Origin of the sequence: Paenibacillus intestini (assembly GCF_030803945.1) — a bacterium.
In the GTDB taxonomy this organism is placed as follows: Bacteria; Bacillota; Bacilli; order Paenibacillales; family Paenibacillaceae; genus Paenibacillus; species Paenibacillus polysaccharolyticus.
Map to the genome: position 1 here is coordinate 90,067 of NZ_JAURUN010000004.1, position 13,640 is coordinate 103,706.

The window sequence follows — 13,640 nt, forward strand, 5'->3', positions numbered from 1 at the left end:
ACCTCTAGCATACCCTTCTATTAATAGACTGTTTTTTGTGGAAAAAGTTACGATTATCCTGAATATTAAGGGCTTTTTTGGTAAAAAAAGACCCAGGCCTGGAGTGAGTCTCCATACCTGGGGAATAATTCTGCATATTTATATTTGAACCTTTATATCTTATGAGTTTTGAAACCGGCTCATTTCAATTACAGATAACCGATCTGATTCAACATACGTTTTAACATCACGGCTGCTTGTTCTCTGGTTGCTTTACCCAAAGGCTTGAAGGTCTTATCCAGGTTTCCTTGGATAATGCCTTTCTGCACAGCTTTGGCTACAAAATCCTTGGATGCTTTGATGTTGTCTTTATCCTTAAACACCTTCAGCGTAACATCTGCGTCTTCCTGAAGTGCCGGTTGTTGGCCAACAGATTTCATGGCTTTGATTAACATAATCGCCATCTGTTCACGGGTAATTGGGCTGTTTGGCTGGAACTTCCCTTTGCCTACACCCTCAATAATGCCTGCCTTCACTGCAGCGCCGATATATCCATTCGTCTCAGGTCTTCTGCCAAGGTCAGTAAACGGTGCTGAAGAAGCATCTGGTTTGAGCCCTAATCCTCTCGCAACGAGTTCAGCGAACTCGGCACGGGTGATATTCGTTTTGACATTATACTTGTCCAGATTATCCGAGGTAATAATCCATTTGGAAGCAAGCTCTGTCAATGCCTCCCTGGACCAGTCCGTTGCTTTCGGGAAACTGACCAGATGGGTAATGGGTGCGATCACGCGATTTCCATCCAGTAGACCTCTTGCTACAATCCCTGTCGAAGAAGTCCGGTAAGCCGTTGGTATATACGATAACGATTGTGAGTTAGGGTCAATCGCTGTCAAGGTCGTTAACAGTGTCGAAGTGTTTCCAGGCACCTTCGTTAAATATTCACTTTTAATATTTTGCTCTACACTCTTCCCCGTGTTTCCATTAAAAAGCGTAACATAGGTTTCTGTTGCTTCTCCCAGACTCTGTGCGTTGGATCTTGATAACATGAAGTCCATGGCACCTGCTGAAAGTCTTGGCACAGGCTCCATCTGTACGTACAGGGTCGCTGTCCCTGGAGCCGTTGTGATTCCCGCACTTTGTCCCATTGTTACAAACTTCAGGTCTGCAAGAGGGACCATCCATACATTGTCTTTATATTTGACACCGATCGTACCTGCACGATATTTGCCTGCCAGTTGGGATAGCTTGTGGAATGGAATACCCACATAGGCTGCTTCACTCGTCGTTGGGACTTCGAATATGATCGGTTGATTCAACTTAAAGCTGTTCGAGGCATAATTGAACGCCTGTTCAAGTTTATTTTCGTCCAGTGTGTACTGCTGTATTGTTCGGTTATAACGAGATGCTGCCATCTTAGCTGTTGCTGCATCTGTACTTAGAATTAACATACTTTGAGCAAAACCGGAGTTATTTGCATTACGTTCCGTCAGCCACGCTGGGAGTCCTAACGATGTATTATCTGTTGGCGTCGTAGTCGCTGTCTTCTCTTGCAACGTCAATGGTCCGAACGCAGCCACTTCTGTATTCAAAGCATCTCTAAGCTGAACGCCACCTGGGGTGTACGTCACTGTAGCAACCTGTCCGGGCTGAGCAGCTTTGGACAGTTTAACCGTCACAACAGACCCATTAACCGAGGCGGAGCTAACCGGAATGATTTCATTGCCAGACTGTACTTTAAATTGCGAGGGAGTCAGTACAGCTTCTGATTTTAATGTGTTTCGGAAGTTAATCTGGACCGTATCCCCCTGCAGAATACCGGACAGAATTGTACCGTTTCCGAAGGTCTGTGTCACAGGTACAAGATCCAGTAAAGCGGCCTGATTGTTAGCCATATCCGTCAAGCGAGAGGTTCCCGGTACATAAGATAACGTCACCACTTGCGTACTTGTCACGGGAGTTGTCAGCGTTAGTGTCACCAGATCATCATCAATGTCCACATTGTTAACAAAGATCGCTTTGCCGTCTGCCAGTACCGAGTATTGATTATTCATCGGTTTGTTTAACCGGCTTAGCGGCTCATTGTAATACATCCACAGCTTATTAGCATTAACTTCAGCCTTCTGGAATACAGGCGGCTTTGAATCATTACTGTTCCGCACATAGAAACCGCTGAAACCTGCAAGCGGCTGCCCGCGGCTATCTTTTACAGGCTGGTCACCTGGCTGATACGATACTCGTACCACCTCACCATTGCTAATTGAAGAACTAAGGTTCAACGTAACCTGTGAGCTAGTGTTGGTTGAGATGCTTCTTACGCCAATGGTTTTGCCATCGGCAGTAACACTGAACTGTTTATACGCATCACCGGAGTTAATATATACCGTCTCCGGATAGTAGAGAACGATGCTGTTTGTATATGCCACACCTTCACGAGGTTTGGACATGATCGAGTCCAGTCCATTCTCTACATCTCGTGCCGAGAAGGAGACCGCTGCATTCAGGGACAAGTCCTGAACTCTGCGTGAAGTTGTCGTCGGGACGGTATAAGCTACTTTCACAACTTGTCCTACAGCGACACCTGTATCCAGCACAACATACACGCTATCCCCTGAAACATACGCCGTACTTACACTGCGATTATCTCCATTGACCGTCACTGCAAAGCTGGAAGGCAACAGGTCAAACGTAGATAACCATTCATCATACGTCAAACGAATAATCGTATTGCTGTACATTTTTGCTGTTTTGAGCACCGGTGGTGTCGTGTCAACAGACAAGGTTCTGAACGTCCACGAGGTTGTCCCCGTTAGGCCTGTAAACAGATTGCCGGACCGATCCCGGAAGACGTTACCCGGAATATCCACCGTATACGTTGTGTTACTCGTCAGGCTGGATTGCGGAATGATACGCAGCTGACGGTTGTTGGAGCTGTTAATGATCGTTGTTGCGTTCACCGTACCGCCGTTTGAACTTCTCAGGATGGCTTGAGCGGAATAATTGGTATCCAATTCTTTGGTGAAGGTTACGTTTAGTTCCGTCGTAAGAGCTATGCCTGTTGCTCCATTTGCTGGAGACAAAGAAGCCACTGTGATAGCCGATGGATCGGAGATCACACTGAATCCCCAGTCGATTCGCTGGATCGCAGCCGTGTCATTGCCAAGCGCATCACGGAAAAAACCTTCGGGTATAGCTATGTATACGGTGCTATTATTCGCCCAGTTTCGAACAGGGTCAATTGTCACAATGGTTTGTGAACTGTTAAAACTAATTTGCGAAGAGTTCGCATCCACCTCTTCAAACAATTCATTCCCTTGATAAATCTGTAGTTTCCCGGTACCTCTAGACATCGCTTGATCAAAGGTCAATGTGAGATTTGCTGAAGGCGATACGCCCGTAGATGCCGTTTGCGGTGTTCGATTCAGCAGTTTGGCCGGATTTACAGCAGCTACATGGAACGTCCACTCCTTATCCAGTCCTTCAAAAAAAGTTTGGCCATCCGCATATACAAAAGATCGATTGCCAATAGAGACATAGAAACTTCCAGCTGGCAATGCAGGACTAGGCGTAATTGTGACCACCTTTCCCAGATCTGGATCAACAGCCACATTATCAGGTGTAATACTTACAGTCGGGTCACCGACATTGATACTACGCACAACCGAGTTATCCGAAAGTCGGTGGATAATGATTAACTCTTGCGTATTCGCTACTTTTCTCACCGGGTTGGTAAATTCAATCTTCAGCGGCTGTGTTCCGTCTGCCTGTGTTGCATTTAACAAAGGTAATGTGGCGCTAATTCCCTTCGCAGCCAAGTCATCTGCGGCATAAGCTGTATTCCCACCTATCCAGCCGCCTAGCAAACCCTGTGTCATTAACATCACGATTAATAGTGTAATCCATCCCTTACGGGTCCAATTCTTCACAAACACCCATCCTTTCCCCTCAATCCTTAGTCCTTATGTCTGATTTACAGACCTCTATATGTATGTCGGCCACAGAAGGAATATCTGTTAGTTATTTGGATATATATTACATTTAATTTATGGATTAGTGTGTATTGATTATTTTACGATATGACTTGGCCACAAGAGCCTAATATTTAATAAGATTCTCAGGAACTCATGACAAAAAAGCCCCTGGTTCCTAAACGGAACCAAGAGCTTTATGTTTGCCTGACGTGTTACAGACCCGCTTGCGTTTTCAACAGATCTGCTTTGTCCACTTGTTCCCAAGGAACATCGAGATCTGTACGGCCGAAGTGACCGTAAGCAGCCGTTTGTCTGTAGATCGGACGACGCAGATCCAGCATACGGATGATGCCAGCAGGACGAAGGTCGAAGTTGTTACGTACCAGCTCCACCAGCTTCTCTTCGCTGACTTTGCCTGTTCCGTATGTATCTACGTTAATAGAAACCGGATTAGCTACACCAATCGCATAAGCGAGCTGGATTTCCACTTTGTCAGCAAGACCCGCAGCAACCAGGTTCTTCGCTACATAACGAGCGGCATAAGCTGCAGAACGGTCTACTTTTGTCGGATCTTTACCTGAGAACGCACCACCGCCATGACGTGCATAACCACCATATGTATCAACAATGATTTTACGTCCAGTCAGTCCCGCATCCCCTTGTGGTCCGCCAATAACGAAACGCCCTGTCGGGTTAATGAAATATTTCGTCTGCTCATCCAGCAACTCTGCTGGAACAACAGGCAGGATTACCTGCTCTTTGATGTCTTTCTGGATTTGCTCCAGTGTCGTTTCTTCTGCGTGCTGCGTAGATACAACGATCGTATCCACACGTACTGGCTTGTCACCGTCGTATTCGATCGTCACTTGTGTTTTGCCATCCGGACGAAGGTAATCCAGCATACCGTTCTTGCGCACTTCCGCCAAGCGGCGTGCAATACGGTGAGACAATGCGATTGGCAGTGGCATCAGCTCTGGAGTTTCGTTTGTTGCAAAACCAAACATCAGACCTTGGTCACCTGCACCAATGTTCTCTGTTTCACGCGCCATTTGCTCTGGATCACGATGCTCCAGTGCAGCATTGACACCTTGTGCAATATCAGCGGACTGCTCGTTGAGTGACGTCAGTACCGCACATGTATTATAATCAAAACCGTACTTGGCACGTGTGTACCCAATTTCTTTTACTGTATTCCGTACGATTGCCGGAATGTCCACATATTCAGACGCAGAGCTGATCTCGCCAATAACAAGCACAAGACCTGTTGCTACCGAAACTTCGCACGCTACGCGAGCGTTTGGATCGTTCGCAAGAAACGCGTCCAATACGGCGTCGGAGATCTGATCGCAGATTTTATCCGGATGTCCTTCGGTTACAGACTCTGATGTAAATAGATGTCGGCCTTTAATAGACATGAAGTTTCAACCTCCCATAACGATAGTATGGCGATTGCCCGAACAAAACATAACGGCGATTCGTTCACTATACCCTCGAAGAAGCTTACAGTATAATAAGGACACTGATCCGCAATAACGAAGACAAGGATTTTTCAGGTAATTGCCTCAACAAAAAATCAACCTTTCCCTAGTGGAAAAGGTTGCATACCTCAACTGTCATCTTATCGTATTTGTCAAGTGGTGTCAATTCAGGGTACGTTACGTATGAGTTCTAGAGGTGCTGTTCTGCCTGACGAATCAAGCGTTTCGTAATCTCTCCACCGACCGATCCATTTTCCCGGGATGTGAGATGTCCCCAGCCTTTATACTGTCCATATGAATGATCACTAATCGCGCCAAGCTCTCCCCCGAACTCCGTATCTGCACCTGACAGACTTCCACGCCCACCATATCCAACATTCAAACCAAACTCGGCAGCAATTTCGTACTTCATCTGATCGAGCATTTGACGACTTTCCGGTACGACCTTCTTATTACTTCTAGCCATTGTCCCTGCACCTCCGTTAGTTGGTTGTCTACAAGTATAGAGTGAGCAGGAACTTGCCCGGCTAGCCGTATTAATGATTGTTAGAACTGGTTAATCTGAGCAATAACAAATAAGTGATAAAGAATAATTTCACATCAAACTGCAAAACCTATTTCAACGTATATCCACCGCGTACCATGACGGTCAGGCTGTATTTATTACCATCCAGAACCGTAATGCCACGTCCGTCCCTTGGAAAAGAAAGCAGGTGATTGGTCGGCGCTGCCTGCCCATTCGTCAGGTCCACCCCGTCCGTCAGATCGGCTACACCGTTCGTACCCTCACTGACGATTATAGCTTTACCGCTACGTACAATGAACTCCGCGCCAGATTTGCCGAGGAGCTGTTGACCCGGCTTCACGGTTACAATCTCTACGGCATCGGTTGTACCTGATACCAGCGGCGGCAACCCCGGATCAGTGCTTGATCCGCCTGTGTTGCCTGTTCCCGTTGATCCATTGTTGCCAGTGGACGCGCCTGGACTTGTAGTAGCTCCGCCACCCAGCGCTTTTGCAATCTGCTGATCCACATAACTCTTCGTTACCACCGGATCATCTGCGGTTCCCGGTTGACTCGTGCCCGCACCAATGGCTGTATCGTTATATACCGCCCCGATCCACACGCCAACACCAATCGCCAGTGCAGCCAAAGAGACTTTCATATAAGGTTTCATCTGTAATTTGTTCCTCCTCTGGTAATCTATTAACTTTAACTATAGAGAAAAAGGTCAGATGGGACAAGTAAAACCTCGCTTTCCTTCATAGGTAAGCGAGGTTTTCTGTTTATGAATATCAAATCGACCGTAACCAAATCATTTTCTTTAGTAACTATAATACCAGTTTTTATCTTTTCAAATTGAACTCTTTACAAGTTATTCTGACGTATTTGTAGGTTCTTCCTTAGGCAGCTTTGTCAGGTCATATCCGTAGGTTTGCTCCGCCAAACGTAGACGCTGTCCTTGGAACTGATCATCCAGACTCAGACGATATGAGCCTCCACGCAGCTTCTCGAAGAAGCTATCTTCAATGCTCCACGTCAGCGTTTGGTTTTTACCTACTTTAATGTCGGTACCCAACGTCAACTCTTTCTCATACGTTTTGCCCGCTTGATCCGTCAGTGTGAGAATCAACTTGTGTTCATTCTCAGCCATCTCTGTCTCTTCGTTACGAGTAAGCGTATAGTTCATCTCAATCTGTACAGACGTGCTACCTGCCAGATAAGCACGTACACTATTGGCAGTCAGATTATAAGGATAGACATCAATGTTGCTGAGCGAACCCTGCACACTGATGGAGACTGGCGGAACCTCAAATGCCATAGCGTTGACGTAAGCCGTTGCTTCTCCCTCGCCTGTTACAAACTTGCCATCAGCAACCCCTTCACCTACAACCAGCTTCAAATCAGAGAATGTAATGGATTTCGGCAATTTAGCCCAGAAAGTCACAATGGACTTCTGTCCAGGTCCCGGTAGACGCTCGGATTGTTTCGCTGTAGCTCTATAGTACTGACCATCTGCTGATTTATAGTAAGCTACCAGCTTGCCAAGTCCACTCTGACGGAGTGATTTATTGGTCATCTCGAATTCGGTATACACGATATCGGATGATGCCCCTGGATAACGAATTGTTCTACGAGCACCCATTTCCGTCTCTTTATCCCCCGAACCGGATGTGTACGTTTTACCGTTAGAGACATAGGACACTGCTTGGATGAATCCAGAAGTATTAAGTGTAATCCATTCGTTTGTTTCTTCTTCACTCACCTTTTCATTCAAGCTGAGTTCCAGACGAGACATCCGCAGATCCGATGGGATTTTAGTTAACAGATAAGCTTCAGTTGTCATACCTGCGCCTAACAGTTTGCCGGATTGCGTGTAAATTAACTTTTTATCTCCATCGATTTGAGCCGAATCTATTGTAAACATCGCTTCCAGTTCAGGAAGTTGTACCGTTTTGGTTGATGCATTGCGAATCGTTACCTTTGCGGCAATAATATCGCTATCCAACCACGGCAGACGTTGTAACGAACCAATGGATACGCCAAATGTACCTTTATTGTTTTTGATGACGGTTTCTGTAGTCAGAGCATCTCCGCCAGATGGTGATTCAGGCAAAGTATAGACCCCAACCGGATAAGAGAAGACCAATCCGTTCGTTGGAGTTGCCGTTGTCGTATCCGTGCCCTCGGTCTTATCCTTAGGGCTCATCACATACAACTTCATCTTGCTCGTGTCTCCGTCCCCTTGGAATATTCCACTCAGCTTAATCGTTTTGATATCGCCTGGGTTTAATTTCAAATTATCCAACGCTTTCGTCTCAATGGGATTAATCGTTCCATCGGCTGTACGTACTTCGAAGGAATACGTTGGTACCTTGATGGCCTTTTTCCCTTCGTTTTTGAGTACCATCTGCATGTTCAACGTATATTCCTCATCTTCTACACGCACTCTGGATGAGCTCAGCAACGTCGAAAGAGGCTGTCCATCAATCGAAATAATATTCGCCTGATTTGCCGTTACTTCAACATTGCTTTTACTTGCCTCAGGCAGTTGCAGAGCGGCCACAGGAAGCACACTTTTCTCTTCACCCTGCTCTTCGACAAGCAGCAACTCAGACTTTTGCAGTTTCACCGATGTAGGAAGAGAAGCCATCAGACCAAGAGACTTGTTCGCCTGTGCTTGAATACTCACCGTAGCACTGTCTTTATCTGGCGTTAACGGGTAATTAGCTCCACCTGGTGTACGCAAAATCCACTTGATATTTGGATTCTCCAATAATTTATAACTAATATTGTTTAAATTCACACCAATTTTCACATACTGATTCTTATCTTCACCTGGATAGACTTTGATACCAGCGACTTTAACTTTTACGGCAGAGTCACTTAGACGAACCGTCTTCGGTTTGCCTACAGGTGTAATAATGCTATAAGAGGCGGGCACATTAAACTTGCCCAGTGTTCGCTCATAATTGGCTTGACTGAAATCCCATTTCACGATGAGGAAGTTCAGGTCACTGATCTTTACTTCACGACCCGCTTTCATCACATAAGTCAGATCTACCGTCGAACCAGGCGAGATTGATTTCTTCTCCTGATCCTTTGCAATCAATTTAGGGGAGAACACTGTGCCTCCATTTGTCTTCACCTTGCTCCAGTAATCAATCATCATCAGAGGTTTACTGTCATTATTCTGATACGATAGCGTATATGTTACGATGTTACCATCATCCTGAGCCAGAATGTTCACATCTGTTAATCTTACAGTGCTTCGTGCAGTCACTTTAACAGGGGCCAGGTTCCCCAAGGTATGTACCACCTGTTTTTTCGGTGTTGTTGTTTTATTCGTTGCTTTACTATTGCTACTGTTGGCAGATGATTTCGTTGTTGTATTGGCAGCCATCACTGTACCAACCGTTGAACTGATCAACATCGCACTTGCGAGCAAGCTCACAACCATTTTCTTTTGATCCACTTCCAAACCTCCCATATGTTGCTTCTTGCTATATAGTATAAACGTTTGAAGAGGAAAGAAAGTTACGATGTTGTTGTGAAATATCAATAACTACCTAAAATAATAAAAAAGTGGCCTAGAGAAAATTCTCTAGACCACTCTTTATATTGTGCGATAGATTATTGAGTTCTAACTGCACCTTTAGCTTTGATTACATTACCTTGAGTATCTTGGATATACTTAGCGTTATCTTTGATCTCAATGGAGTAACCAGCTGGGCTACCGTTAGCGTCAACGATTTTCACGATGAAGTAAGGAGCAGCCGGAGTAGTACCTGCTACTGCATCAGTAACATCTACAACTTCATAGTAGAAGTCATTTTGAGTAGACAAAGCTGGTACAACTTTGTTATCAGACAGACGAGTTACAACCAGATCTTGTGCATAAAGATTAACAAGTGCAGCATCTTTTTTCAAGTTCTCTGTAACGTTAACTTTTGCACTGTAAGTTGAACCAGTAACAGTTGTAGCATAAATGTTTTGGTTATCTGCTACTTCAGGTGCAACTTCATCTTTAATATTGGAGTTGATTGTTACACCACTAAGGAATTTGATTTCGTTTTGAGCAGCACCAATGAATTTAGTTTCAGCTGTGAAACCAACAGTCAAACCAGCTGGTGAGTAGATATCACGATCAACTTTGATTGTGATTGTATCTGTATCGTTAGCAACAACATCAGTTACAGTGTAACCAGAAACTGTTACAGCATCTTTGTTAACAACACGAGATACAGATTGATTCAATTTAACTTTGATATCACGTTTTCCTGTCAGGGAAGCAGTGTTACCGTCAGTGTTGTAATTAACAGTTGCAATGTTAGCATAATCACTCAATACCAACTCTTTGTTGAAGTTAGCAATGTAGTTACCTGCTACATCTTTAACGCCTTGTACTCTGATTTTAGTCAAACGATCTTTAGTAACGTCTTTGTTGCTGATTGTTACTGGCAATTCGATTACAACTGCTTTGCCGTCTTGTGTTACAGACAGATAAGCATCGCTAGGCAGACCAATTTCAGTGCCATCGAATGTCAGAGAGTAATTAGCACGATTCAACAAGGATTCTGGATCCATTTTCTCGTCGAATACGATTACTGCACGACGTGTGTTGTCAGAAACGTTGAAGGATACCGAAGCAACCTTAGGAGCTGTAGTGTCACCTACATTAAATGTAGTGTTGTAATCCAGCATTACGTTACCAAGAACAGTAGCGTCTTTAACTCCAGCAATATTCAAAGTGTTAGTTCCTTCTGGAAGATCCGAGAAGAAGTCAACCAAGAGAATATTTTTAGTTGAAGAATCTTTGAAAGATACGTTAGAGATTTGACGAACTTTACCGTCTTTATCTTTAACAGTGATCAATTTCAAGAAATCTTGATTTGCAAGTGGCTTGCTGAAAGTCAAAGCCAATTGTTTTTTGTTTCCAGTAGTTACACGTGCATCCAGAACTTGTGGACGCTCTGTATCGATTTCAGCTTTAACCAGCTTGGATGTTTGAGTAATTTCGTTACCGGAGAAGTCTTTTACTTTCTCTACGAAAATTGTAGTTTCGTAAGAAGGCAGAGCTTTATCAGTATCGAAGTAGAACTCATATTTGTTAGCAGACAATCTTACGATTCTGCTAGGGTTGATTTTTGAATCACCACGTTTGTGATAAACGTTGGCTTTGTCCAGTGTAGAATCATCGATATCTTCACTGAATGTAACAGTCAGTTTTTCCAAAGTTGCAGTAGCTTCTGCGATTGTTGGAGCAGTGTTATCTTCAACAACGGAGAACTTGTGCTCGGATTTCAAAGATTTGAAACCTGCGAAATCTTCAACACCAGTTACTGTAAGAGTGTGCTCACCAACAGTCAAAGCAGAGCTGGATTTCAGAATAACTTCGCGACCTTCAACATTTGGAGAGCTGTAGAAACCTTGACCATCAACTTGGAAGTTGTTAGTGTAGGATTGTTTTACTGGCTCGCTGAAGATGATTTTGATTGCTTTAGTTCCCAAACCAGTTACACTTACAACTTCAGGAAGCTTGTTGTCTACTGGAGTAAACTCAACATTGCTTGCTTCAATTGTTTTAGTACCAGCTTTAACGCCAGTAACTGTTACAGTGTATTTTTGTTGGTTTCTGAAAGCTTGGTCTTGATCCAAAGTCAATACCACTTGGTTTCCAGAAGCGCTCAACACTGCAGATTTAACTGTCAGGTTACCATTCAATCTGTAGTTGTCTTTCAACTCAGAAGTAGACTTATCAACTTTACCGTCGAATGTAAGTGTTACTTCTTTCAAGTTGTCAGCAGATACGGATTGCAATTTAGTTGCTTCAGTTACTACATAAGTAACTTTCTCAGTGAATTGCTTTTCTTTGTAAGTGAATTTCACTTCAGTTTCTTTGTTAGCTTCGAGAGCTTTATCCAAAGTTACTTTAACGGATTCACCATCGCTGATTTTGAAAGTAACAACTTTACCAGCTTCGCTTACTTCATAAGAAGTAACTTTGATGCTTTGAGCTTGATCCACTGCATAAGCTGCACCTACCAGCAATTGGCGGGAAGCGTTAGCTGTGAAGTTAGCGTTAGCATCTACCAGACCAGCGTTGATTGCTGCTTGAACGTCTTTTTTAGCCCATTCTGGAGCATTGTTGTTTGTTTCAGCTGGAACTTCCAGGTCAAGCGCACGAGTAAGGATCGTCGCCATTTCAGCGATTGTCACTTTACCGTTGAAGTCAAAGATTTTTTTAGTTGTGTCTTTACCTTGCATGATACCCGCAGCAGTTACTGCTTCGATGTAAGGTACAGCCCAGTTTTTAGCTGTGTAGTTTTTGTCTTTGTAAGACAATTGACCAGTTACTTCTTTCAAACCGAGCAATTTAGTGATAACTTTTGCGAATTGACCGCGAGTCATCTCTTGATCCAATCCAGCTGTACCGTTAGGGAAGCCTTCGAAGATACCTTTTGCTTTCAATGCGTCAAACTGTTGTTGCGGGGAAACTGCTGTATCACCGAATGCTACAGAAGCAAACATTGAGAATGCCATTGCTGTAGACAATGCTACGGATAAAATTTTCTTCATAACCTTTTTTTCTCCTCCTTGGGTGTTCATAACATTTGAATTTTCTTTAATAGGGTCGCTCGTGTTCCTCATATATTGTTGCACCCCCTTTCCAGAGTTCTGAGCAAGTTAATATAAATGATGTCTGTGAGCATATCACAGAAACTTGTTACCTAGAATAATAATAGAATCACACGTAAATAGAGTAGTTTCCTAATCCTACCTTACGTATTATACAATGGGTCTCTCGTGCCGTAAAGCAATTTTTTCTAATAAATAGACAAGATTCTTCACGAGGTCATTCTTGGTAAGTTCCCCAATGTTTTTGACTCTACATCTTAAACGCAGTAGATTTCAAAAAGTTGCGCATTCTTCAAAAAAAGTTTTGAACTTATTTATGTATTGATGCGGTGCAGGTTTCTAGCGCGTTCAAAACCAGTCATAGCGCCACTTTGCTGGTTTAGTACCTGCAACATGGAGTTTTCAAAAATGTGACGGACGTTTATTTATACCCGTTGTTTATGACAATGACGCGACAAATTCCACAATATTCAAAATAAAAAAAAGAGAGCCCATTGGCCCTCTTTCATTTCTCGTTTATATAGATTATTTATCGAATCTTCATTGCTAAATCAATAATCTGTGCACGCATTTTGGGATCACTATTTAGTTTCAAATACATGTCATCAATCGCGATACGGTTCTCACGATACGTCTTCTCATGTTTCATTGTGGTATGAGACCATTCGATCAATTCGTTTTCCGCTAGAACCAGATTATTATACGCATCATGGAAGCCGGTCGTCTGAACAAGCCCTTCCATCACTTCCTGAGAGATCTCCTGAGTCTTACGTGTATCTTCCAGTTTTTTCTCAAGAAAGACTGCCTGCTTCTCAAACTGTGTCTTTGCCTTCATGTAGCCCAGTTGGGCCTTGGAATAAATCGGTTTCATAAGCTAACTTCACCCTCTAGATCATTGTGTATTTACCGCTATTGTATCTTAATCTCTAGCAAATTACAAAAATAGTTATTGGTAAAAAACTGTTTCCTTCTATTATAAATGCATTCTATACAATCTCATATTTACCCATAAAAAGAACCCGCCCCTTTTTGTTAAAGGGACAGGTTCTTCCTAAAACATTTCCATATCGG

Annotated in this window: 7 protein-coding genes; all 7 read right to left on the reverse strand. The window is 43.6% G+C overall.

Going from position 1 to position 13,640, the window contains the following annotated elements; genetic code table 11:
• Window positions 1–188: 188 nt before the first annotated feature.
• Window positions 189–3,905, reverse strand: coding sequence for a SwmB domain-containing protein (locus J2T16_RS13740; protein WP_499018514.1), 3,717 nt, complete (start codon window positions 3,903–3,905; stop codon window positions 189–191).
• Window positions 3,906–4,162: 257 nt separating this feature from the next.
• Window positions 4,163–5,365 (reverse strand): methionine adenosyltransferase, encoded by a 1,203-nt coding sequence (metK, locus tag J2T16_RS13745; protein WP_221791266.1) that lies wholly within the window; start codon window positions 5,363–5,365, stop codon window positions 4,163–4,165.
• Between the two features lie 253 nt (window positions 5,366–5,618).
• Window positions 5,619–5,894, reverse strand: a complete 276-nt coding sequence (locus tag J2T16_RS13750) for an alpha/beta-type small acid-soluble spore protein (RefSeq protein ID WP_499018515.1) — start codon at window positions 5,892–5,894, stop codon at window positions 5,619–5,621.
• Window positions 5,895–6,042: 148 nt separating this feature from the next.
• A complete protein-coding gene (locus J2T16_RS13755) occupies window positions 6,043–6,606 on the reverse strand; it encodes a hypothetical protein (RefSeq protein WP_499018516.1) in 564 nt (187 codons plus the stop codon).
• A 198-nt stretch (window positions 6,607–6,804) separates the two neighbouring features.
• Window positions 6,805–9,405: a hypothetical protein gene (locus tag J2T16_RS13760; protein WP_499018517.1), complete on the reverse strand. Its 2,601-nt coding sequence runs from the start codon at window positions 9,403–9,405 to the stop codon at window positions 6,805–6,807.
• Window positions 9,406–9,563: 158 nt separating this feature from the next.
• On the reverse strand, window positions 9,564–12,581 hold the full coding sequence (locus J2T16_RS13765; RefSeq protein WP_499018518.1) for an S-layer homology domain-containing protein: 3,018 nt from the start codon (window positions 12,579–12,581) through the stop codon (window positions 9,564–9,566).
• Window positions 12,582–13,098: 517 nt separating this feature from the next.
• Window positions 13,099–13,440: a hypothetical protein gene (locus J2T16_RS13770; protein WP_090922908.1), complete on the reverse strand. Its 342-nt coding sequence runs from the start codon at window positions 13,438–13,440 to the stop codon at window positions 13,099–13,101.
• Window positions 13,441–13,640 lie beyond the last annotated feature (200 nt).